Genomic DNA, 23,869 nt, shown 5'->3' on the forward strand with positions numbered 1-23,869 from the left:
GGGACGTTCTTAAATGACTAGTCGAAAGGGACGCTCTTGCACCAAATCTTCCGGCCCACACTGGGCTCGTCCTTTACTTTACCGAGATAAAGTGAACGTGCAGATTCGTAACCCACTCGCAACCGTTCTATGGCACGATATTGAACGAATGTATGCTATGCGCCCAAATCTTTTGGGCAGAGTGGGAGACAGTATGGTCAAGCTGTACGAGGACGGCATCTACCTGCGCGACGGCAGCGAGGTTGTGCCTGCGGCCGAGGCCGCCGAGCGCGGTATTACGCAGACGCCCGAGGATGCCAAGCGTGGCACTATCGCGTATTCGATCCTCCAGGCACACAATACGTCCGGAGATCCCGAGGCGCTCAAGATTCGCTTCGATGCCATGGCGAGCCATGACATCACCTTTGTCGGCATCATCCAGACGGCGCGTGCCTCGGGCATGGAGCAGTTCCCGCTGCCTTACGTGCTCACCAACTGCCATAACTCGCTGTGCGCCGTGGGCGGCACCATCAACGAGGACGACCACGTCTTTGGCCTTTCCGCGGCCAAGAAGTACGGCGGCATCTTCGTTCCGCCGCACATCGCCGTCATCCACTCCTTTATGCGTGAGAACTTCGCCGGTTGCGGCAAGATGATCCTGGGTTCCGACTCGCACACCCGCTATGGCGCCCTGGGCACCATGGCCGTGGGCGAGGGCGGAGGCGAGCTGGCAAAGCAGCTGCTGCGCGACACCTACGACGTTGCCTATCCCGGCGTCGTCGCCATCTACCTCACGGGCGCCCCGCGCCCCGGCGTCGGCCCGCACGATGTGGCGCTCGCCATCATCCGCGCCGTCTTTGCCAAGGGCTACGTTAAGAACAAGGTCATGGAGTTTGTGGGCCCCGGCATCGCGAGTATGACGACTGACTACCGCAACGGCGTCGATGTCATGACCACCGAGACCACCTGCCTGTCGAGCATCTGGGCTACCGACGAGGACACACACGCGTTTTTGACCATGCACGGCCGCGGCGACGACTACCGCGAGCTCAAGCCCGCCGATGTTGCCTACTACGACGGCTGCGTCGAGGTCGATCTGTCGAGCGTCAAGCCCATGATCGCGCTGCCGTTCCATCCTTCCAACGGCTTCGAGATTGACGAGCTCAACGAGAATCTCGAGGACATCCTGCACGAGGTGGAGCTCGAGGCTGCCAAGATCGGCGAGGGCAAGACGCACTTTAGCCTGCTCGACAAGATCGTCGACGGCAAGCTGCACGTGCAGCAGGGCGTTATTGCCGGCTGCTCGGGCGGCAACTACGACTCCGTGGTCCAGGCTGCCCGCGTGCTCAAGGGCGCTAACACCGGCTGCGGCGAGTTCTCGCTGTCGGTCTATCCCACAAGCCAGCCCGTGGCGCTCGAGCTTACACGCCGCGGCTATATCTACGACCTTATGGAGGCCGGCGCGATCGTGCGCACGGCGTTCTGCGGCCCGTGCTTTGGTGCCGGTGACACGCCTGCCAACAACGGCCTGTCCATCCGCCACACCACGCGCAATTTCCCCAACCGCGAGGGTTCCAAGCCGGGTAATGGCCAGCTGAGCGCCGTGGCCCTGATGGATGCCCGCTCCATTGCGGCGACGGCTGCCAACGGCGGCGTCCTGACGCCGGCGACCGACCTGCCCGAGGAGACTTGGGACGAGGCCTGCGAGTACACCTTTGACGACGCGCCGTACAAAAAGCGCGTGTACTGGGGCTTTGGCAAGGCGGAGCCTGCCGACGAGCTGGTCGAGGGTCCCAACATCAAGCCGTGGCCCGCGATGGAGCCCCTCGGCGATGACATCCTGCTCAAGGTGTGCTCCAAGATCATGGACCCGGTCACTACGACCGACGAGCTCATTCCCTCGGGCGAGACGAGCTCCTTCCGCTCCAACCCGCTGGGTCTGGCCGAGTTTACGCTCAGCCGCCGCGACCCGGCCTACGTGGGCCGCTCCAAGGAGGTCGACGCGGTGGAGAAGCGCCGCGTGGCCGGTGAGTTCGCGGGTGACCTGGCAGCACTCGATGCCGAGCTTGCCAGCGTGTTTGAGGCGCTGGCAGGCGCGGGTGTCGCGGCCGATGCCAAGGCGACCGAGTACGGCTCCATGCTCTATGCCAAGAAGCCGGGTGACGGCTCTGCCCGCGAGCAGGCCGCGAACTGCCAGCGCGTGATTGGCGGCCTGGCCAACATCGTCCACGAGTACGCCACCAAGCGCTATCGCTCCAACGTGATGAACTGGGGCATGGTGCCCTTCCAGATGGAGGCCGAGCCCAACTTTGAGGTAGGCGACTACGTCTTTGTGCCGGGTATCCGCGCCGCGCTCGATGGCGACCTGAAGAACATCGCCGCCTACGTGGTACGTGCCGACGGTGCGGTCGAGCAGATTAAGCTCTACATTGCCGATATGACGGCAGAGGAGCGTGCCATCGTCAAGGCCGGCTGCCTGATCAACTACAACAAGTTCAAGGCCGCTGCCGAGTAACTCTGCTGTACGCCCCGGCCACACCTTTCCCTCGTGCTCACGCGCTTCGCGAGGGTCGCCCGAGGGAAAGGTGTGGCCGGGGCTACCGCGACGTTCTCGTTGGGTCTTGAGGGACGCTAATAAATAGATTTGTTTGATGCCGCCTCTGTTATCGGGGCGGCTTCTTTTTGTCGAAAACCACCACGAAGGGGCAGGCGCCTTTGTGGTGGTCCGCGGTTTGTCTCGTTCTGTAACAGGTAGACCCTTATTTGCCGAGTAGTTGTTACAGATTTAGATAAACGGGAGCTGCTGAACATTTCGTCTCGATCTGTAACATCTGAGGTCCAAAACGGCAGCTAGATGTTACAGATCGAGATGGTGAACGCCGGGGCCGAAGATCATCACAAAGGCTCCTGTCCCCTTTGTGGTGGTGGGGGCGAGCTCGATGCTGCCGCGCTCGCTGAACGACATTCTAATGAGCGCCTCTACAGGATTTCATCCGGGCTGGCGGGTTTGGTTGTTTTGGGGATGCCGAGTTTGGATGACGCGAAATCGTCAACATTGTCCTTAATTCCGTCTTTGGTGTAGACAGTGACCATATAGGTGCTGTGTCCGAATTCGCCCTTGTCGCGTGTTGCCCAGGCATCCCAGTAGGCGGCCCCGTTTCGCCCTTTGATTTTTCCGACACGGCGGAGTTCTGTTCGCTTTAATTTCTGGTTGCTATAGATGGTTCGACCGGCCTCCTCGGTGAGCCCGCACTGTCCAAGCATCTTGTCGAGGACTTGGTTCATGTGGCGCTCATCGGTGTTTGGTGCGTAGTCGTAGGCGAGGGTGATGAAGTCGAGTGGCTGGTCGTCGATTAGATAGTTTAGCGTCTGAGGTCCAAGGCAGAAATAGGGGGAGCATCCGTCGATCTGACCGAGCAGTGGCAACTTTGACTGCCAACTTCCGGTGGGAATTCCATCTTCGTAAAACACGCCGCGACAGATAAAGGAGAGCGAGGTGGCACGCGAGCCGGCGTCGACCATTCCGCATAAATCGAAGGGCGAGGTGATACCAAGGGAAAAGGGCGTGATGACGATAAGGAAGAGCATCACGATGGGTATGGCGAGAATGGCGATGACGTTGCGACCGGTGGAATGAGGCGGCTTCATATGCGCTCCTCGAGACAAAGATCTGTTGAGGATAGGCAGAAATGGATATGTTCAGAGAGCAATTCAAGTTTAATCTCATTGCGCGAGATGGTCGACCGTTAGCGTCGAAAACCACCACAAAGGTGCCTGTCCCCTTTGTGGTGGTGAGGAGCGCGCGGCTTCTTTTGGTAATAGTGTTAGCTGGCGGTATCATTAGTGCAGGTGGCGAAGGTTTGCATTGTGGGGTGTTTTGCCGTGAGCCGTTCTGCCCGTATTGGATTGATTGTCTTGGCGCTTGCGATCGCTGTGGTTGGCGCGGGCGCTGTCGGTATGGCATTTCTACCTGCTGCGGTGACGGAGCCGGTGGTCAAGCCTGTGACTCAATCTGTCGAACTTCTGACCGGCGACGACAAGCCCGAGACCATTACCGTTGATTTTGATGAGCAGCCGGCTGTGCTGGGTATTAGCAATTATCCGCGTATTCAGCTTGGGGCCATGCGCTATACCACGGATACAAGCCTGATCGATAGGGCGTCCGAGCTACTCAAGGGCAAAACATTTAAGCGTTGGTACGGATATGCGTCCTATCGGGCAAAAGCGAACGACATGGTTGGCGGATGCCACTCTTCCATCGAGCTGGACACTGCAAACGGCGCAAAGTTATGTGATGTCTCGTACGATCCGGGCTACGAGGGCAATGAGGGGCCGGGCATCTACATCATGGACGGCGATGTCGCCTATGTCATGGAGGGCGACCAGACCGAGCTCAACGATTTTATGGGTCAGTGTATCCAAGATGCCTATAAACAGACCTGCTTGCCTGACCCGCAGACTGCACGCGATAGTGGGTCTGCCCGTACATGGCTGTTCGAGGATGAGATGCCCTGGACCGTCGAATCGGGAAGTACGGGTTCGGCGAAGGAGTAGAGACCGCGACCACCACAAAGGTGCCTGTCCTCTTTGTGGTGGTTTTCGGTCTGTCTCGATCTGTAACATCTTGGCCGCTAAAAGTGGGCCCGGTGTTACAGATTTAGATTTTTGATCCGGGTGTTTTCTGTTCGTCTCGATTTGTAACAGATAGAGCTCTATTTGCTGACTAGATGTTACAGATTTAGATAAACGGGTGCGCTGGTCATTTCATCTCGATCTGTAACATCTAGAGCCATAAACAGCCGCTAGATGTTACAGATTGAGATAGTAAGGGGACGAGGCCGTAGCGGGTGAGCGCACCTGCTCCCTATCTTTCAATCACTCAGAAAATCTTATATATAGAGACTTAGATTTATGTATAAGATCGCGCAAAGCTGGCAACAATACTTCTCGAACAACGTGAAGCCGCCCCGTAGGGCGGCCGCCCCAAGAGAGGTGATTCCATGAGAATCGATAAGCTAGCAATGACGTCGCGCGAGGCGCTGCAGACCGCCATGAGCACGGCTGCCGACGCGCAGGCCGGCGCGGTGGAGCCGATTCACTTGCTGTCCGCCCTGCTCGGTGCCGGCGAGCGCAATATCTCCGTGATCATCGAGCGCATCGGTGCCGACCCGGCCCAGCTTGCACGCTCCACACAAGATGCCATCGACCATGCGCCCAAGGTGTCGGGCGAGGGTCAGCAGATGGGCCTGTCCAACGAGCTCGTCCGCGTCATCGAGAAGGCCGAGAAGAAGGCCACCAAGATGGGCGACAGCTTTGTGGTGACCGAGCATCTGCTGATGGCGCTTGCCGAGGACAAGGGCGAGGCCGGCCGCGTTCTTCGCGACGCCGGCGTCACCAAGGAGCGCATCGAGCAGGTCTACGAGGAACTGCGCGGCGATGACCGCGTGACGTCTGCCGAGGACAAGACCCAGTTTGAGGCGCTGGAGCAGTACGGACGCAATATCTGCGATCTTGCCCGCGCCGGTAAGCTCGACCCGGTCATCGGCCGTACCAACGAGATCCGTCGTACCATTCAGGTCCTGTCCCGCCGCACCAAGAACAACCCCGTGCTCATCGGTGAGCCGGGCGTCGGTAAAACAGCTATCGTCGAGGGCATCGCCCAGCGTATCGTGGCCGGCGACGTGCCGAGTACGCTGCGCGACCGCGACCTCATCGAGCTCGACATGAGCGCGCTGGTCGCCGGCGCCAAGTACCGCGGTGAGTTCGAGGACCGCTTGAAGGCCGTGCTCAAGGAGGTACAGAAGTCCGAGGGCAAGGTCATCCTGTTCATCGATGAGCTCCACACCATCGTGGGCGCGGGTGCCACCGAGGGCTCCATGGACGCCGGCAACATCCTCAAGCCGGCGCTCGCCCGTGGCGACCTGCATGCGATCGGCGCGACCACGCTCGACGAATACCGCAAGTACATCGAGAAGGACGCGGCGCTCGCCCGTCGTTTCCAGACCGTTATGGTGAGCGAGCCTACCGTCGAGGACACCATCTCGATTCTGCGTGGCCTCAAGGAGAAGTACGAGATCTTCCACGGCGTGCATATCACCGATAGTGCACTCGTGGCCGCCGCCGACCTCTCCGATCGCTACATCGCCGACCGCTTCCTGCCCGACAAGGCCATCGACCTGGTCGATGAGGCCGCAAGCCGCCTGCGCATGGAGCTCGACAGCATGCCGGTCGAGATCGACGCCACCACGCGTCAGCTCACCCAGCTGCAGATCGAGGAGCAGGCGCTCATGAAGGAGACCGACGACGCCTCCAAGGAGCGTCTGGAGGCCCTGCGCCAAGAGATTGCCGAGGTCCAGGAAAAGCTCAACGTGCAAAAGGCCGGCTGGCTCAACCAAAAGAACGCCATCGACCACGTGCAAGAGCTCAAGGGACAGCTCGACGAGGCCAGGAGCGAAGAGGAGCGCGCGACGCGCAACGGCGATCTGGGTCGTGCGTCCGAGCTGCGCTACTCCGTGATTCCTGGTCTGCAGCAGCAGATTCAGGATTCCGAGGCTGCGCTCGAGGCGCAAAAGCAGCAGGACGGCGAGGGTCTCAACGAACAGGTGACCTCTGATGAGATCGCCGAGGTCGTGAGCGCCTGGACCGGCGTGCCCGTCTCCAAGATGATGCAGGGCGAGCTCGACAAGCTGAAGGGCCTGGAGGGCGAGCTGCATAAGCGCGTCATCGGCCAGGACGAGGCCGTCTCCGCCGTCGCCGCAGCTGTGCGCCGCAGCCGTGCGGGCCTCTCCGATCCGGACAAGCCCATCGGAAGCTTCTTCTTCCTGGGTCCTACCGGCGTGGGTAAGACCGAGCTCGCCAAGGCGCTTGCCGAGTGCCTGTTCGATGACGAGCGTGCGCTCGTGCGTATCGACATGTCCGAGTACATGGAGAAGTTCAGCGTCCAGCGTCTGATCGGTGCGCCTCCGGGATACGTGGGCTACGACGAGGGCGGACAGCTCACCGAAGCCGTGCGCCGTCGTCCGTACTCCGTGATCTTGCTTGACGAGATGGAGAAGGCCCATCCAGATGTCTTCAACGTGCTGCTGCAGGTGCTTGACGACGGCCGTCTGACCGACGGTCAGGGTCGCCAGGTGTCCTTCAAGAACACGATTATCATCATGACGAGCAACGTGGGCTCCAAGGCTATCGCCGAGCTTTCGGGCAAGGACGAGGAGGAGATGCGCCATCAGGTCGACGCGGCCATGGCTCAGACCTTCCGCCCCGAGTTCCTCAACCGTATCGACGATATCGTGGTGTTCCATCCGCTCGGCATGGCGCAGATCGAGAAGATCGTCGACATCCAGCTCGCCGACGTCCGCGCGCGTCTGGCCAGGGAGCGCATGACGCTTGCCATCACCCCGGCGGCCAAGCAGATGCTCGCCGTGGGCGGCCTGGACCCGGTCTTTGGCGCCCGTCCGCTCAAGCGTCTGGTCCAGCGCGAGGTCGTGGATGCCATCGCCGCCGCTATCATCGACGGCACGGTGCGCGAGGGCGATCAGGTGACGGTCGATGTCGACAAGGACGGCGGCTTTACCGTCGTGTGCGACAATACGCCGGCGGCCACCTACGAGGTCCCCGACGCCGAGTAGATTTTTGGGAGATGCCTTAAAACCTGCCAGTCGTCTCTAAACGCCAAGGGCGGCGGATCCAATTGGGTCCGCCGCCCTTTTTCGTGCGACAATCGATGATGTTGAACGGATGCGATGCAAGGAGCTATGCAGATGAAAGACGAGAACAAGACGAACGCACCGGCGGCTGAGGCAGTGCCCGCCGCACCCAAGCCTGCGCCTAAACCGGCGCCCAAGCCGCGCGACCCCTACATCCGCGCCGAGAACGAGGACGACGACGGCTACGATCCCTACAGCGATCGCCGCCCCGAGCGCGAGCCGATGTTCGAAGCCGACCCGTGGCGCTGAGTGCCACCCAAAAGGCCGCCAATAAGTTGCGGTGAAATAGGGACTGTTTTGCAGTTTGATCAGCAAAAACCGTCCCTATTCCACCGCAACTGCGTTAGGGATGTGGATGTCGGGCGGCTGTCTTCGGGCTGGCTAGTCCTGGGCCTTGATGCTCGGCAGGAGAATCTGGGCGAGGTAGTCGGTCTCGAGTTTGGTCGCGGTGTCTGCCTTGCCGTCTTTACCGACCAGGTCGTTTTTGATCTGGCTGTATGTGTAGCGGTTGCCGGTCGTGAGCTCGACAAGCTCAATCGCCGTGTCCATGGGGTAGGTCGACACGGGGTTCTGCGTGCGCCCGTTGATGGTTTGCGGAATCACGTACGGATAGACAGGGCCGCTGGCGTAGACGGTGTAGCCGTTGCCCAGGCTGACCGTGCCCAAAACCGTATCGCCGTCATCGGGGGTAAAGGTCTCGCCGTCGCGCACTGCGACAAGCGTCACGAGCGGTGTGTTGGTGTCGCTGTCCAGATAAATGCACAGCGTGCTGCCGTTTTGCCAGGTTGCGACCTTGCCATACCACTCAACCGGAATATCGAGCTGATACAGGTTCGTCGCCTTGTGCCGAGCGTCGGCATCGCGGGCGGACTGAGCCTCGCTTGCGCTTACGGCGTTGGCGGCGGCATCGCGGCGCGTAATTGCCGCCTGCTGGAGTATCTTTGCCGCGGCGGCAGAGCTTGCGCCCCCTTCCTCGGCATACTTGGCGGCGGCATCGATCTGGTCGTCAGTCACCGTGTCGGCCGAAGGTACCTTGAGCTTAAAGGTGGCTTGAGCGCGCAGATCCTGCCCATCGCTCTTAATGGTGACCTGCGCCTTGGTGGTCGGGACGGTGTAGATGGTGCCGTCTTCCGCGATGGGGGATCCAGCAATGGAGAGCGTGTAATCGCCGGGCAGCAGCTTAATGCCGCGACCGTGCTCGTCAACGTAGAGCGTTTCGCTCACAGAAGAGCCGTCGGAGTCCTGGCCACTCACCTGCACGGGGATCTTTGAGCCGGTGGAGCAGTCGAGCCCCGCGGCATGTACGCCAATTTGCACCGACATCATGGTATGGGCGTTTGCGGCAACCACGGCGGCCCGCTCTTGCTGGTATCCGTTCCAAGCCGCATAGCCCGCGCCGCCGGCGACGAGCGCGATGGCAACAACGCCTGCCACCATCAGGTTGCGTCGCCTGGGCGACATCTTGCGATGGCGAACCTCGGCCTCGCGTGCCGAGGGAACGGACGGCAGGGGAATATCGCCCATGGCGATGGTCTCGTCTACGGCAGGCGCAGAGCCTAAGCCAGGGAGCTCGCGGGTCAGCGAATCTTCGGCGGGCAAGCTGTCGAGCAAGATGGTTTCCTCGCTCGTGTCGGATTCGGGCTGGTCGTCGGCCTCGCATTCGGATTCCTCGTGCCCCGCCTCGTCCTCGGTGGGCGCGGCGCCATCGTCTTTTGCATCCTGATCATCGGGCTGCGCTTCGATTTCCGGCTCATCTCGCACATCAACGCTCGAATCGTCAAACGCAATCTCGGCCAGTGCAATCTGGTCAAGGCTCTCCAGGGCCTCGGCACACGCTTCTGCATCTTGGGCCGCATCCTCTTGGCCCATCGTCTCATCTTTCATATATCCCCCAAGCTCAATATCGGGACAACACTGTACCCAAAAATGGAGCCATATAAAGCGCATGCGAAATATAAGATCCGATTTAACCCGAGTGCATCGTTTAGCCGCATCCTCGCGGCAGCAAAAAGCCCCCGGAACGTGAACGAATCACATTCCGGGGGCCCTGCAATGCGTTGAGTTGCGCGGAGCCGGTTATGCGGCTTCGTACTCAAGCGATGTTTGCGTCAGGCGCGTTACTCAGCGTGCGCGTAATCAACCTTGGCGCGGCGAGCGGTGGCCTTCTCCCAGTCGCTGGTGCCCTCAAAGACATCCTGCTTGTAGGGATTGCGGCCGAGCTTCTTGGCGCGGTAGGCGATGTAGATGATCGCGGCGACGTTGGCGACCAGTGCGGCGATCGAGACTGCGGTGGCGGCACCGGGGTCCAGCGTGGAGTGGGTCACAAAGATGGACTCCTCCTGGAAATACGGGAACACCTGGGCAAACATGCACCAAATGGCCAGCGTAAAGGCGCGGTTCTGGATCCATCCACCCTTGTTCCAGATAAAGGCGGCGACGGTGGGCGCCAGCAGCAGCGCAAAGCCGCAGAACCAGGAGTGGGTGGGCAGGCAGTTGTAGGTGTAGCAGAAGTTCCAGATATCGTAGGCGATGATGTAGACCCAGGTCATGTCGGGCCACAGCATGTCGGTCTGATCCTCGGAGGCGTAGACGCTCCACCAACCGGTCATGCAGAAGATGTTGATGAGACCGGCGATGCCGTTGAACACGTTGTTCCAGCCGGCCAGCTGCGTAGCACCTTCGGAGGTGACCCAAGTGGACTGGCCCAGGACAAAGAAGTGATAGGCGCTCTCAAAGTCGGACACGACGGCGATCATGATGTTGATGGCGACGATCACAAACGGCCATGCGCGGAACCAATGCGCCTTGCCGATCTTGCCCCACTGGTACTTAATGGCAATGAAGCCCCAGCAACCGGCCAGCGCCGCGTATACCTTGGCGTAGTGGAACCAGCTGTTCTGGTACACATGGGTGGGGTTGGTGAGTGCCCACTCGGCACCTTGCGAAACGCCGATGGCGATGGCGACGCAGTAGATGGTCATGGCCAGCGGAGCCACGCCAAAGATGATTGCCGCGCCCAGCTTGGTGCGGCGGCCGACCTCGTTGAGCACGATCAGACCAATAAAGACCATGGCCCAGCCGGCCCAGTGGATAAGGGCATCGCTACCCCAAACATCGAACAGCATGCTGCTCTCCTTTCACACGCCCGCGGCCCCTCTTCTGATCGCGGGCAGTTTGGCTAAATGTCGTCAGTTCTGGGGCTTGCGCTCCGGATACTTGGCGGTATAGCCCTCGATGTGGAGCGTCGAGGCGATGATTTCCTTGACCGTCTCGTCGGGCACATCGGGGTGCGTGCGGATATACATCAACAACCCCATGATGAGGGTGTAGAACGTCTCGTAGACATGGTCGATGCGTAGCTCATGATGGGCGACAAAATCCACCACGGTGGTGTCGCAGATATACTGCGCCACGCGCTGGACCACGTTGTGCAAAAAGCCGCCGTAGAGCGCGCCGCTGCTCGAGGTGAGCGTGCTCGGCAGCTCGTGGCCGCTCACGACCAGGTGCTTAAAGAGCGGGGCGACGGTGTCGAGTGCGCCTTCGATGTCGCCGACCGTGCGGCTGGCGTTCCACTGCTCGAGCTCGGAGATAAAACCGTCGATTGCCTCGTCCATGACGGCAGTGACGGCGGCGTCCATATCGGCGAAGTAGTGGTAGAACAACGAGCGCGTACAGCCGGCACGCTTGGTCACGGCCGATACCGAAAGATGCGACACGCCCAGCTCGGAGCTCACGGCGCGCACGGCGGCGAGAATCTCTCGACGGCGTTCGTCGCCCGTCAAGCGCTTTGCCGCGCTGTCGGGCGCGGGGACGGCGTCGGCCACAGAGGTGTTCGCTGCGTTACTGCTCATGCGCTTGCCGCCTTTCATCCGTTTGAGCCTGACCGTTCGCCTAACAGTCTTGAATATTGTTGACGGTTCGTCAATACTATTTTTGACACAATGTCAACAATGGCGGGTGAACGGTATAGGGGCATGCCCGACCTGCAAAAAAAGAGGGGCGCCGCGGTCTCGCCGGACTGCGGCAAGAGAAGGGACAACCATGATTCTCAACGGACCGGGAATTAGTTACACCGAGCCCGACATCGGTTCGGAGTTCGTGCCGCCGCTGCCGGAGCATCCGCGCGAGGCAATCGTCAAGCTGTGCGAGCACTGCACTAACCGTCTGCTGCATCGCGACGAGCTGCTGGGCTACGAGTACTGGTCGTTTGCCGAGGCCGCAACCGACGAGCAGGCCGAAGTGCTCTGCAAGATGAAGATGCGCCGTCCCTATACGCTGCCCGAGATGGTCAAGCTCACCGGCATGCCTGAGGCCCAGATCGAGAAGATGCTCGACGACATGAGCTACACGGGTCTGCTCGAGTACAACTGGGAAAATCCCGAGCGCGCCAAGCAGTGGGTGCTGCCCATGTTGGTACCGGGTTCCGCCGAGTTCCTCAACATGCGCGTGGGCCAGCTCGAAGAGCACCCGGTCTATGCCAAGTTCTTTGAGCAGGCGTCCAAGGGGCCGCTGTCCCGTGCTACGCCGATGGTGCCGCCCGGAGGTGCCGGTATCGGCATGCACGTCATTCCGGTCGAGAAGGCCATCGACGCCGCAAGCACCTCGGTGCCGATCGAGCATATCGAGCATTGGCTCGACAAATACGAGGGTAAGTATGCCGCCAGCACCTGCAGCTGCCGCGCGAGCCGTCGCGTGATGGGTGAGGGCTGCGCCGACGACCCGGCCGATTGGTGCATCGCCGTGGGCGATATGGCCGACTACGTGGTCGAGACCGATCGTGGCCACTATGTGACGCGCGATGAGGTTTACGACATCTTGCGCCAGGCCGAGGACAACGGCTTTGTGCACCAGATCACCAACATCGACGGCGAGAACAAGATCTTCGCCATCTGCAACTGCAACGTCAACGTGTGCTACGCCCTGCGCACCTCTCAGCTGTTCAACACGCCCAACCTGTCGCGCTCGGCCTACGTCGCCAAGGTCGAGAAGGACAAGTGCGTGGCCTGCGGTCGCTGCGTTGAGGTGTGTCCGGCCGGCGCCGCCAAGCTGGGCCAGAGGCTCTGCAGCAAAAAGGCCGGCGGACAGGTGCCCGAGTATCCGCGCCAGGAGCTGCCCGACGCTACCAAGTGGGACCACACCAAGTGGTCGCCCAACTACCGCAACGACAACCGCATCGAGACGCATGAGTCCGGCACCGCGCCCTGCAAGACGGCTTGCCCCGCGCATGTCGCCGTTCAGGGCTATTTGAAGCTCGCGGCTCAGGGTCGCTATGACGAGGCGCTGGCGCTCATCAAGCGTGAGAACCCGCTGCCCGCCATCTGCGGCCGCGTGTGCAACCGCCGCTGCGAGGATGCCTGCACCCGCGGCCGTGTGGACGCCGCCGTGGCCATCGACGAGGTCAAGAAGTTCATTGCCCAGCGCGATCTGGACGCTGCGACCCGCTATGTCCCGCCCGTGGTGACGCCGACGCGTGCCGGCGGCTTTGACCAGAAGATCGCCATCATCGGCGCCGGTCCTGCCGGCCTGTCCTGTGCGTTCTACCTGGCCGAGAAGGGCTACAAGCCCGTCGTGTTCGAAAAGAACGAGCGTCCGGGTGGCATGCTCACCTACGGTATTCCCAGCTTTAAGCTGCAGAAGGACGTCATCGAGGCCGAGGTCGAGATCATTCGCCTGATGGGTGCCGAGTTCCGCTATGGCGTGGAGGTCGGTCGTGATGTGACGCTCGACGAGCTGCGCGAGCAGGGCTTTAAGGCCTTCTACGTTGCTATTGGCTGCCAGGGCGGCCGCCTTGCCGGTATTCCGGGCGAGGATGCCGAGGACGTGACCGTGGCCGTCGACTTCCTTCGCGAGGTTAACAGCGGCAAGATCGATACCCTGTCCGGCCGCACCATCGTGGTGGGCGGCGGCAACGTGGCCATCGACGTTGCCCGCAACGCCTGCCGTCTGGGCTCTGAGCATGTTGAGATGTTCTGCCTGGAGAGCGAGGCCCAGATGCCCGCCAGCGAGGAGGAGCGTCGCGAGGCCATCGAGGACGGCGCGCACATCAGCTGCGGTTGGGGCCCCAAGGAGGTTCACCTGGACGAGGCTGGCCGTGTGTGCGGCATCACCTTCAAGCGCTGCACGCGCGTCTTTGACGACGAGGGCCGTTTTGCGCCCGAGTACGACGAGAACGACCTGCGCCGCGTCGATGCCGACCGCGTGGTCATGTCCATCGGCCAGTCCATTGTGTGGGGCGACCTGCTGGCTGGCTCCAAGGTGGAGCTTGGCCGCGGTCAGGGTGCCCTTGCCGACCCCCAGACGTACCAGACCGCCGAGCCAGACATCTTTGTGGGCGGCGACGTCTACACCGGCCCCAGCTTTGCCATCGATGCCATCGCCGCCGGCCACGAGGCCGCCGTGTCCATCCATCGCTTTGTGCAGCCGGGCTCCACGCTCACGATCGGCCGCAACCAGCGCCGCTACACCGCGCTTGACCGCGACGACGTCGTGATCGAGAGCTACGACAACGCGAGCCGCGAGGTTGCCCATGTGGACCGCGAGCGCGAGAAGGCCGCGCCGTTTAGCGAGTACGTCGAGACCTTTACCGAAGAGCAGGTGCGCGCCGAGACCGCCCGCTGCCTGGGCTGCGGCGCCTCGATCGTCGACCCCAACAAGTGCATCGGCTGCGGCCTGTGCACCACCAAGTGCGCGTTTGACGCCATCCATCTGGATCGCGACCGCCCCGAGTGCTCAACGATGGTCAAATACGAGCAAAAGCTCCCAAGCCTGGGCAAGTACGCGCTCAAGCGCGCCATTAAGATCAAATTTGGGAAGAAGTAAGAAACGCAACAAGCAGGAGAACGGCGCAGAGAGCGGTTGGACAGCGAGCGAGTCCCAGGCGTGGCGAGGTGCCTTGAAAGAGGAGGGCATAGGGCTTTTGCCCATGCCCGACGATTGAAAGGCAGATCGCCCGTCTGGGGCTCGCGCAGCGTCAAGCCGACCGCCGTTCGGTAGAACGGCGGAAGAAAAAGTGCATGAATTAGGAATCGTCTATCACATCATTCGCGATGTCGAGAATGTGGCGCGCGCCAATGGCGTGAGTCGCGTTTCGAGCGTGACGCTGCTCCTGGGCGAGGTCTCGGGCGTCGTTCCCGATCTGCTGCTTGATGCTTGGCGCTGGGCGGCAGATAAAAAGCCTATCACGCAGGGCGCGGAGCTTATTGTGGAGCCTGTCGAGGCCGTGACGCATTGCGAGGCGTGCGGCTGCGACTACGCGACGGTCGAGCACGGCAAGACCTGCCCCCATTGCGGTAGCGGCGAGACCTATCTGCTGCAGGGCCAGGAGGTCATGATCAAGCAGATCGAGACCCCCGACGAGGACCCGGCAGACGCTGCTCCTGACGGCCTCTCCGACGCCCCCGATGCCGTCGACGCCGCCAACCCTCTCCACATCGCCTAACATCTAATGTCTACATGGGCTAGAGTTCTAAACATATTTGCTTCGGTTAGTCAAGTCATGTCTGTTTAAACAAAATGGTGGCACGCAGACGCATTGGGATTCACCTAAAAGCGGTCTTAACGAACGGTGCACCTTTATATGTCTTTGAAAACAATCAGCAAATCACGTTTTAGCAGGCAATGAGCTATAAGCCAGCAACGTAATCAATTTGTAACAAACATAGACGTTTAAACAAATAATCCAACCTTTTGCGAATTTAGCTATAATTCCACAATCCAAACAGGTATACTCCTTTCATGTCGTGTAGGAAATACGTAGACAAAAAGGAGGTTATGTGATGGTAAGTATTGTTCTTGCTAGCCACGGGGACTTGGCAGCTGGAATCAAGCAGACGGGCTCGATGGTCTTTGGCGATCAGCCGTCTGTTGCCGTGGTCTCGCTCGAGCCGAGCATGGGCCCCGACGATTTCCGTGCCAAGGTCGAGGAAGCAGTCGCTTCCTTCGAGGACCAGGAGCAGGTGCTCTTCCTCGTTGATCTGTGGGGCGGCACGCCGTTCAACCAGATCAGCGGGCTCATCGAGGGCCACGATTCCTGGGCTATCGTCACCGGTGTCAACCTGCCTATGCTCATCGAGGCATATTCGCAGCGCTTTGACGCAAAGAACACTGCACATGCGATCGCAAAACATCTCGTGACTGAGGCTAAGGCCGGCGTGCGTGTCAAGCCCGAGTCTCTGGAGCCCGAGGAGAAGAAGCCGGCTGCGGCCGCCGCTGCTCCTGCAGGCGCCATCCCTCCGGGAACGGTCATCGGCGATGGGCACATCAAGATCGCCCACGTCCGTATCGACACCCGTCTGCTTCATGGTCAGGTGGCCACCACGTGGACCAAGCAGATCAACCCCAACCGCATCATCGTGGTCTCCGACGGCGTTGCTCACGACGAGCTCCGCAAGACCATGATCGAGCAGGCTGCCCCTCCGGGAGTCCATGCCAACGTCGTGCCCATCAAGAAGATGGCCGAGGTCGTCAAGGACACGCGCTTTGGTGACACCAAGGCCATGCTGCTCTTCGAGAACCCGCAGGATCTGCTCAGGGCCATCGAGGCCGGCGTCGACATCAAGGAAGTCAACATCGGTTCCATGGCTCACTCCAAGGGCAAGGTCGTCGTCACCAACGCCGTCGCTATGGGCGATGATGACGTTAAGACTCTCGAGGCCCTCAAGGCCAAGGGCGTCAAGTTCGAGGTCCGCAAGGTTCCTTCGGATTCCTCCGAGGATCTCGACGCCATGTTGAAGAAAGCTAAGGCCGAACTGGCCGCTCAAGCATAGTAAAGGAGGGTCCGATACATGTCTGCAATCACTATTCTGCTTGTTGCGATTGTCGCGTTGCTTGCCGGTATGGAAGGCATTCTGGATGAGTTCCAGTTCCATCAGCCGCTCGTGGCATGCACGCTTATCGGTCTCGTAACCGGTCACCTTCAGGAGGGCATCCTCCTGGGCGGTTCGCTCCAGATGATGGCCCTTGGCTGGGCTAACGTCGGCGCCGCCGTCGCGCCTGACGCCGCTCTGGCCTCGGTCGCTTCTTCGATCATCATGGTGCTCGCCCTCAACGGCGGCGCCACCGATTCGGCCAAGGCCGTTACCGCGGCCATCGCCGTCGCCGTCCCGCTGTCGGTCGCTGGTCTGTTCCTGACCATGATCTGCCGTACCATTGCTACCGCTATCGCTCACGCCATGGACGGTTGCGCCGAGAAGGGCGACTTCTCCGGCATCGAGCGCTGGCAGTACGCTGCCATCCTCATGCAGGGCCTTCGTATCGCCATCCCGGCAGTACTTCTGTGCGTTATCCCGGCCGAGGCTGTTACCAACGCGCTTAACGCTATGCCCGACTGGCTGTCCGGCGGCATGGCCGTCGGCGGCGGCATGGTCGCTTCCGTCGGTTACGCCATGGTCATCAACATGATGGCCACCAAGGAGACCTGGCCGTTCTTCATCCTCGGCTTTGTCCTTGCTGCCATCCCTCAGCTCACGCTGATCGCCCTTGGCCTCATCGGCATCTCCCTTGCCCTCATCTACCTTGGCCTTAAGGATCTGGCCAAGCAGGGTGGCGGCACGGGCGGTGGCTCCGGCGACCCGCTCGGCGACATTCTGAACGATTACGAGTAGGAGGGGAGTGATACATATGGCAGAGAACAAGATTCAGCTCACCAAGGCTGACCGTAAGAAGGTTTGCTTCCGTCATCAGTTCCTTCAGGGCTCGTGGAACTACGAGCGTATGCAGAACGGCGGCTGGTGCTTCGCAATGATCCCTGCGATCAAGAAGCTCTACACCAGCAAGGATGACCAGATTGCCGCGCTTAAGCGCCACCTGGAGTTCTATAACACCCACCCCTATGTTTCCGCCCCCGTCATTGGCGTTACCCTCGCCCTCGAGGAGGAGCGCGCCAACGGTGCTCCGATCGATGACGTCGCCATCCAGGGCGTCAAGGTCGGTATGATGGGCCCGCTCGCCGGCGTCGGTGACCCCGTCTTCTGGTTCACCCTTCGCCCGATTCTGGGCGCTCTGGGCGCTTCCCTGGCCATGTCCGGCAGCATCGTCGGTCCGTTGCTGTTCTTCTTCGCGTGGAACATCATCCGTTACGCTTTCCTGTGGTACACACAGGAGTTTGGCTACAAGGTCGGCTCCTCTATCGCCAAGGACCTCTCCGGCGGTCTGATGGGCAAGGTCACCGAGGGCGCTTCCATCCTGGGTATGTTCATCATCGGCGCCCTGGTCGAGCGCTGGGTGTCCATTTCCTTCACCCCGATCGTCTCCACGGTCAAGCAGTCTGCTGGCGCCTTTATCGACTGGGCTAGCCTGCCTTCCGGTTCCGAGGGTATCAAGGAAGCGCTGACGATGTACAACTCCGTCGGTGCTACCGCCCTTGATCAGATGAAGGTCACCACGCTCCAGGGTAACCTCGATCAGCTCATCCCCGGCCTTGCCGCCGTGTGCCTGACCCTGCTGGTCTGCAAGCTCCTCAAGAAGAAGGTTAGCCCGATCGTCATCATCCTGGCTCTCTTCGCCGTCGGCATCATCGGTCGCTTCTGCGGCTTCATGTAAGCACGCTTCGGCTTAAGACCGAGAGTTGCTAGGTAAGGGCTTTTGAGCCATTGAAACGGACCGCACCCGGTGGGTACACTGGATGCGGTCCGATTGTTTTTATTGGAGGGCGAGGCGCGTATGGCGCAATCTCAGAACAGCACGGTCGATCTGGCAACGCCGGCAACCTGCCTGATGGGGCTTACCAGCCACGGTAACGTGATGGTGGGCAATAAGGCGTTTGAGTACTATAACGAGCGCAATCCCGAGGATTATATTCAAATCCCGTGGGACGAGGTCGACTATATTGCCGCCGAGGTTTTGCGCGGCACCAAGAAGATTACGCGTTTTGCCATCTTCACCAAGGACAACGGTCACTTTACGTTTTCGACGCGCGACGACAAAGAGACGCTTCGCGCGGTCCGCAAGTACGTCGACGAGAATAAGCTCGTGCGTTCGCCCGACTTTATCGATGTGACGGCCAAGGGCGCCAAGAGCATCCCCGCTGCCATCAAGAGCCTTTTCCACAGAGACAGCTAATCGTTGGCGATAGATGGCGGAAAATGCATCCCGGAATTTGTTCTCATTCCGGGATGCATTTTCCTTTTGAGGGCCAGTTGGGAAAGCTTGTCCCATTATTTCGCGTTATTCCGGGTTATTCTTTCCGATATTGAGGATTGCCCTCGGAAACTATTCGCTATAGAGCCTTCTCGATGAGTGGCCATGCGCTACATGGCAAAGGGGTAAATCTGCTACACTAGTACAACATGCCTCCGTAGCTCAGGGGATAGAGCACCGCTCTCCTAAAGCGGGTGTCGACGGTTCGAATCCGCCCGGGGGCACCAGGGAATATGACGGCGTCGCGGGAGCGGCGCCGTTTCTGGTTTGCGGGGGCCGCCGTGCTGCTCGCCCGTGGGGGACTGGCATCTGTTTCCTAGAGTGCGCTGCGGTAAATCTTTCTCGCGTTGTCCAGCGTGAGCTTCCTGAAGCTGCCGAAGAGCTCTCCGCGGTTGATCTTGAGGCCCGGAATCATCTTTTCGATATCGTCCTCGGTGACTCCGAACTCCGATAGCGCGCGCGGCATTCCCAGCGAGACGAAGAAATCCTGCAGCTCGTCGATGGTCGCTTCGACCGCGTACTCGATTGCCTGCTCGGGGGTTACCTCCACATCGAGCTCGTCCGCGTCCGAATCGATGGGTTCGATGCCAAGGGCCTGGGCGCTGAACTCCAGGAAGCGCTCAGGGTGCTCTCGCCATACGTAGCGCATCCAGGCGGGGAAGATGACGGCGAGGCCGGCGCCGTGCGTGATCTTGGTGTCCAGTGCGGATAGCTCGTGCTCAAGGCCGCGGCAGGTCCAATCGCCGTCGCGCAGGGCGTTATGGGCGAGCGTACCCACCCACATGATCTCGGCGCGGGCGTCGTAGTCATCGGGGTTCTCCATCACCTTGGGCGCCGCCTCCCTCGCGGCGCGCACTAGCCCGCAGGCGATGTTGTCGGTTACGCCCACGGCGGGCTCGCCGGAGAAGAGTCGCTCCATGATATGGGCGATCATGTCGGTCACTCCCGCGGCGGTCTGGCAGGCGGGCAGGCTGAAGGTCAGCTCCGGGTCGAGGAAGGCGATGGCCGGGCGGTTGAGGTCCGTGTTAATGCTGCATTTGAGGTGCTCCTCGTCGTTGCTGATAACGCAGGAGTTAGAGGCCTCGGAACCGGATGCGGGGATGGTCACCACGCAGGCGACGTCGATGCGGTCGGCGGGAACGGCGCGCTTGCGGAAGAAGTCCCATACGTCGCCGTCGTATACCGCCCCAGTGCGATGGCCTTCGCGCAGTCCATGACGGAGCCGCCGCCCACGGGCAGGATGATGTCGGCGTCGTTTGCCCGTGCGAGCTCGACGCCTTCTCGTGCCAAGCCTATTTCGGGGTTTGGACGCACCCCTCCAAGCCCGATGTGCTCCACGCCCGCGGCATCGAGCGATGCCCTCACGCGGACGAGCGTTCCGCAGCGAACTGCGGAACCCCTGCCGTAGACAATGAGCGCTCAGCGGTAGCCGGAGGCGGACAGAGTCCCCCAACCTTGTCGGTCGCTTTTCGCCCAAAGACAAAGCGGGTGGGGGAGTAGAAGGAGAAATCGTTCATGGAGCTCCAATCTGGCGTTTCGCCCTACATGCGCGGAGGAGTTTTTCGGGCGCATCGCCTGCGTTCGCGTCGCAATCTCGGCGGCGCGGTGCGGTCCGTGGATTCCATCGTATCGCCCGCGGCACCCCTTACCGACGATTGAGGCGAGTCTGCATTTCGCGGCGCGACGTCCACCTGGCGGACGATATCCGTTCGCGACACGTGGCCGTCCCGGTCGCAATAGCGTATGCGCACCGGGTTGCCGAGATGGGCCTGCGACCCCTTCTCCTGATGCGAGCGCGCGAGACGGGTGAGCAGCGGCGCGAGCACCTGCTCGACCGTCTCCTCCCGATACCACGCCGCCACGGGCAACCCGTTCACGTCAAACCCGTACGTTCGCCATGCCATTCGCCTCGCCGCCTTCGCCGAACGAAACCGCGTATCCAGACCGCCGGTCCCCCACCCAGCACTTCGACGAGCCTTCGCGCTCACTTCTGCGGTCGGGATGCGCCCGCGAGGCGCTCGGCAGGCAGCGCCATTTCCGCTCGCTGTGTCGAGCGCGAGTGTCGAGAAGTCGCCATATGCCACTCAGATGTAGCATGGAGTGCCGAAGTGCACGCGCCCGTGACGAAACACTGGCGCCAACCCGTTCCGCGCACCACCCCGCCCGTAAGGTGTGTGGCGAAAGGAGGACCAGCCGCATGAACATCCCCGAGACACAGAGCCTACCTCGATCGCATTCCGCACGAGCTTCTCTGACATTTCCGCCCATTACCACGTGGAGGTCCCCGTCGCGGAGATCGCCTACGCATACGACTACATCAATTCCCGGCATGCCCCGCGCAGGCAGGCCACGCTGAACGACGGGTCCGCGGCCCGGCAGGACGAATGACGCGCTTCGGCACAGGCCATGCCGAAACGCGTCACGCAAGCAAAGGAAGGAAGCCAACATCACATGAGCATCATCGCAGCACGCATCGACAACCGCCTGCTACACGGCATAGTGGCAACCCAGTGGGTACCCGAGTTCCGTCCGCAGCGTCTCATGGTCATCGATGACATCGTCGCCAACGACCCGACCAAGAAGGCCGCCATGCGGATGGCAAAGCCCTCGGGAGTCGCCCTCTCCATTATCAACAAGGAGACGGCTCTCACGAACTATCGGGCGGGCAAGTACGACGACCACACGGTCTTCATCGTGGCGCGAGACCCCCAGACCATCCTCGACGTCATACAGACGGGCCAGGTTGTTCCCACACTCGTGGTCGGAGGCACAGTCTTTCCCGAAGAGGGGTCAGACGCCGTCCAGGTGAGCAGTCGCGCCTACGTCACCAAAGACGAGCTGCCCGCATATCGAGCGATTGCTGGCACCGGCTGCGACATCACCGTTCGCTATGTGCCGGCCGACAAGCCCGTAGAGCTCTCCAGCATCATCACGCTTTAGCAAGGGAGTGAACTTATGACACCATCCATCATCCAGATAGCCGTCGTTACACTCATCGCCTTCATCTACGGAGCCGAGAAGAACGCGGGACAAATTCTCACGAACATGTCCGTCACGCCAGCATGGTTCGTCGGACTTGCGCTCGGCGACCCCGTAACCGGCCTCGCCGTCGGCGCCATCGTCCAACTCATGAGCCTGGGCGTGGCGGCCATGGGAGGAGCCTCCGTCCCCGACTATCCCACTGCCGCCATCATTGGCGCCGTCGTTGCCATCACCTCGGGTCAGGAGGCGAGCGTCGGCGTTGCCGCCGGAATCGCAGTCGGCATGCTCGGCCTTCAGCTCGACGTCATCGCCAAGACGGCAAACGGCTTCCTCGGGCGTACCTCGCAGCGCTTTGCCGAAGAGGGCAAGTACTCGCAGATGAAGAGCGTACTTTTCCTCGGTCCGGTCTTCTATGGCCTTACGGCGGCCATCCCCACGTTTGCCGTACTGCTCTTTGGCGCCGATGCCGTCAACGCTTTCCTCTCCGTCATGCCCTCCTGGTTCACGACCGGCCTCTCCATCGCCGCCGGTATCCTCCCCGTCGTCGGCCTTGCGATGCTTCTGTCCTTCATGCCAATGAAGAAATTCATCGCCTACGCCATCGTTGGCTTCGTTCTGGCCGCCTACCTGCAGATAAGCATTCTCCCCATTGCCCTGCTCGGTGCCGCCGCGGCCATCGAGTACTACAAGTCGCACAGCAATCCGTCCGTAAACGCCCTCGACGCTGGAGGTCTGGAAGATGAGTAACGAAGTTAACGCCACCAAGGCAAACGAAGCGCCAACCCGCCTGGCAGACGGAACGTACCAGCCAGTCCTCACCGTTTCCGATCTCGACCGTTGCGGCCGCCGCTGGATGCTCGGCGCGTCCATCTATAACTATGAGTCCCAGTGTGCCCCGGCGGTCATGTTCGCAACCGAACCCGCCCTGCGCAAGATCTATGCAGGAGACGAGGAGGGCTACCGCAGGTCACTTCTGAGCACCTATCGCTATTACAATGCGACTCCCCAGGTAAGCGGCCTGCTCCTCGGCGCCGGCCTAGCCTTGGAGGACAAGGGGCACAATGACGCCATCGACGCGGTCCAAGACCTTAAGATTGGCCTCATGGGCTCCCTCTCAGGAGTCGGCGATACGATCTTCGCCATCCTCATTCCCACCATCTTCGGCTCCATCGCCGCCTACATGGGACAGGCGGGAAACCCCGTCGGCGTGCTTCTCTGGCTCGCCGTCGCCATCGCCATCTTCGTATGGAAGCTCTTTGACTGGCGCATAGGCTATAAGTTCGGCGACAAGCTCTTCACGACCCTTGCCGAGAAGATGTCCGTTTTCACCGAGTCGACGTCGGCACTTGGCATGATGGTCGTCGGTGCGCTCATCCCCACCGTCATCAAGGTCTCGTGTGGTCTCACGTTCACCATGGGTGACGTCACGCTCGACGTCCAGACGGGCATCCTCGACCAAATCATGGTCGGCATGCTGCCCGTAATAGCCACAGCCATCGTCTACGCCCTCGTCAAGCGCAAGGTCAGCATCAACAAGATTGTCCTCGGCATCCTCATCATCTCGTGGGTGTGCGCGGCTTTCGGCATTCTTGCTGCCTAGCCTAGGGCTAGACCAACCCACAAAGGACGCATTATGAGGCACATCATCATTGCATCGCACTACGGCCTGGCAGCCGGACTCGGAGACACGCTCAAGGCCATCATAGGACCGGGGCACGACATCAGGGTTGTCTGCGCGTTTACAGACGAAACCCCGCTCGAGGAGAAGCTCGCCAGCGCATTCGAGGGCATCGCCGAAGATGACGAGACCCTCGTTCTCACCGACATCCTTCAGGGCAGCGTAAACCAGCTCGTAGCCTGCTCGGCTCCGCGAGGCGCGTTCATAGTGACCGGCGTAAACCTTCCCGTGGCCCTCGAGCTCTCGCTCCACGCCGGACAGCTTACTCCCGATGTGGTGAGGCATGTCGTCACCCAAGCCAAAGAGCAGCTCGTCTACCTCGGAGATCTTACTCCGGACGTTGACGAAGAAGACGAATAGGAAAGACGCGACAGTAAGGAGGACGAGA

Annotated in this window: 19 protein-coding genes, 1 tRNA gene and 1 pseudogene; 15 read left to right on the forward strand and 6 right to left on the reverse strand. The window is 60.9% G+C overall.

Going from position 1 to position 23,869, the window contains the following annotated elements; all coding sequences use genetic code 11:
* Window positions 1-193 precede the first annotated feature (193 nt).
* Window positions 194-2,494 (forward strand): hydratase, encoded by a 2,301-nt coding sequence (locus tag OGM60_00940; protein UYI99388.1) that lies wholly within the window; start codon window positions 194-196, stop codon window positions 2,492-2,494.
* Between the two features lie 464 nt (window positions 2,495-2,958).
* Here the strand turns inward: OGM60_00940 and OGM60_00945 are convergent, their stop codons facing one another.
* On the reverse strand, window positions 2,959-3,627 hold the full coding sequence (locus tag OGM60_00945; protein ID UYI99389.1) for a hypothetical protein: 669 nt from the start codon (window positions 3,625-3,627) through the stop codon (window positions 2,959-2,961).
* Window positions 3,628-3,861: 234 nt separating this feature from the next.
* Between OGM60_00945 and OGM60_00950 the strand changes: the two genes are divergently transcribed.
* The 3 genes from OGM60_00950 (at window position 3,862) to OGM60_00960 (ending at window position 7,934) form a co-directional block, all read left to right on the forward strand.
* On the forward strand, window positions 3,862-4,533 hold the full coding sequence (locus tag OGM60_00950) for a hypothetical protein (protein UYI99390.1): 672 nt from the start codon (window positions 3,862-3,864) through the stop codon (window positions 4,531-4,533).
* A 446-nt stretch (window positions 4,534-4,979) separates the two neighbouring features.
* Window positions 4,980-7,607: an ATP-dependent chaperone ClpB gene (clpB, locus tag OGM60_00955; protein UYI99391.1), complete on the forward strand. Its 2,628-nt coding sequence runs from the start codon at window positions 4,980-4,982 to the stop codon at window positions 7,605-7,607.
* A 132-nt stretch (window positions 7,608-7,739) separates the two neighbouring features.
* Window positions 7,740-7,934 carry a hypothetical protein gene (locus OGM60_00960; GenBank protein ID UYI99392.1) on the forward strand — a complete coding sequence of 65 codons (195 nt, stop codon included), beginning with the start codon at window positions 7,740-7,742 and terminating at the stop codon, window positions 7,932-7,934.
* A gap of 132 nt (window positions 7,935-8,066) precedes the next feature.
* On the opposite strand, the gene OGM60_00965 is transcribed toward OGM60_00960, so the two are convergent.
* The 3 genes from OGM60_00965 to OGM60_00975 form a co-directional block, all read right to left on the reverse strand.
* Window positions 8,067-9,569 carry a hypothetical protein gene (locus OGM60_00965; GenBank protein UYI99393.1) on the reverse strand — a complete coding sequence of 501 codons (1,503 nt, stop codon included), beginning with the start codon at window positions 9,567-9,569 and terminating at the stop codon, window positions 8,067-8,069.
* A gap of 233 nt (window positions 9,570-9,802) precedes the next feature.
* A complete protein-coding gene (locus OGM60_00970; GenBank protein ID UYI99394.1) occupies window positions 9,803-10,810 on the reverse strand; it encodes a DUF5692 family protein in 1,008 nt (335 codons plus the stop codon).
* Between the two features lie 63 nt (window positions 10,811-10,873).
* A complete protein-coding gene (locus tag OGM60_00975) occupies window positions 10,874-11,536 on the reverse strand; it encodes a TetR/AcrR family transcriptional regulator (GenBank protein UYI99395.1) in 663 nt (220 codons plus the stop codon).
* Window positions 11,537-11,726: 190 nt separating this feature from the next.
* Between OGM60_00975 and OGM60_00980 the strand changes: the two genes are divergently transcribed.
* The 7 genes from OGM60_00980 to OGM60_01010 all read left to right on the forward strand — a co-directional run bounded on the left by OGM60_00980 (window position 11,727) and on the right by OGM60_01010 (window position 19,048).
* Entirely contained in the window at window positions 11,727-14,504 is a 2,778-nt protein-coding gene (locus tag OGM60_00980; protein ID UYI99396.1) for an FAD-dependent oxidoreductase, read from the forward strand.
* A 190-nt stretch (window positions 14,505-14,694) separates the two neighbouring features.
* Entirely contained in the window at window positions 14,695-15,123 is a 429-nt protein-coding gene (locus OGM60_00985) for a hydrogenase maturation nickel metallochaperone HypA (GenBank protein ID UYI99397.1), read from the forward strand.
* A gap of 337 nt (window positions 15,124-15,460) precedes the next feature.
* Entirely contained in the window at window positions 15,461-16,450 is a 990-nt protein-coding gene (locus tag OGM60_00990) for a PTS sugar transporter subunit IIB (GenBank protein ID UYI99398.1), read from the forward strand.
* 18 nt (window positions 16,451-16,468) lie between these two features.
* Complete coding sequence (locus tag OGM60_00995) at window positions 16,469-17,287, forward strand: PTS mannose/fructose/sorbose transporter subunit IIC (GenBank protein ID UYI99399.1); 819 nt, start codon at window positions 16,469-16,471, stop codon at window positions 17,285-17,287.
* Window positions 17,288-17,303: 16 nt separating this feature from the next.
* Entirely contained in the window at window positions 17,304-18,224 is a 921-nt protein-coding gene (locus OGM60_01000) for a PTS system mannose/fructose/sorbose family transporter subunit IID (protein UYI99400.1), read from the forward strand.
* A 120-nt stretch (window positions 18,225-18,344) separates the two neighbouring features.
* The gene (locus OGM60_01005; GenBank protein ID UYI99401.1) at window positions 18,345-18,743 is read left to right on the forward strand and encodes a DUF956 family protein; all 399 of its coding nucleotides are present in this window, start codon (window positions 18,345-18,347) and stop codon (window positions 18,741-18,743) included.
* 229 nt (window positions 18,744-18,972) lie between these two features.
* Window positions 18,973-19,048 (forward strand) — tRNA-Arg (locus tag OGM60_01010).
* Between the two features lie 89 nt (window positions 19,049-19,137).
* On the opposite strand, the pseudogene OGM60_01015 reads toward OGM60_01010, so the two are convergent.
* Both OGM60_01015 and OGM60_01020 read right to left on the reverse strand, forming a co-directional pair.
* A pseudogene (locus OGM60_01015) lies at window positions 19,138-20,338 on the reverse strand (iron-containing alcohol dehydrogenase).
* 24 nt (window positions 20,339-20,362) lie between these two features.
* Complete coding sequence (locus tag OGM60_01020; GenBank protein UYI99402.1) at window positions 20,363-20,683, reverse strand: hypothetical protein; 321 nt, start codon at window positions 20,681-20,683, stop codon at window positions 20,363-20,365.
* A gap of 589 nt (window positions 20,684-21,272) precedes the next feature.
* Between OGM60_01020 and OGM60_01025 the strand changes: the two genes are divergently transcribed.
* The 4 genes from OGM60_01025 to OGM60_01040 are packed head-to-tail and all read left to right on the forward strand — an operon-like array spanning window position 21,273 to window position 23,841.
* Window positions 21,273-21,761, forward strand: a complete 489-nt coding sequence (locus OGM60_01025; GenBank protein UYI99403.1) for a PTS sugar transporter subunit IIB — start codon at window positions 21,273-21,275, stop codon at window positions 21,759-21,761.
* A gap of 15 nt (window positions 21,762-21,776) precedes the next feature.
* Complete coding sequence (locus OGM60_01030) at window positions 21,777-22,550, forward strand: PTS sugar transporter subunit IIC (GenBank protein UYI99404.1); 774 nt, start codon at window positions 21,777-21,779, stop codon at window positions 22,548-22,550.
* Window positions 22,543-23,403 (forward strand): PTS system mannose/fructose/sorbose family transporter subunit IID, encoded by an 861-nt coding sequence (locus OGM60_01035; protein ID UYI99405.1) that lies wholly within the window; start codon window positions 22,543-22,545, stop codon window positions 23,401-23,403. Before OGM60_01030 ends, OGM60_01035 begins: the two co-directional genes overlap by 8 nt.
* A gap of 33 nt (window positions 23,404-23,436) precedes the next feature.
* Window positions 23,437-23,841: a hypothetical protein gene (locus OGM60_01040; GenBank protein UYI99406.1), complete on the forward strand. Its 405-nt coding sequence runs from the start codon at window positions 23,437-23,439 to the stop codon at window positions 23,839-23,841.
* Window positions 23,842-23,869 lie beyond the last annotated feature (28 nt).

The sequence above is a fragment of the Coriobacteriaceae bacterium genome (genome assembly GCA_025757745.1).
GTDB lineage: Bacteria > Actinomycetota > Coriobacteriia > Coriobacteriales > Coriobacteriaceae > Collinsella.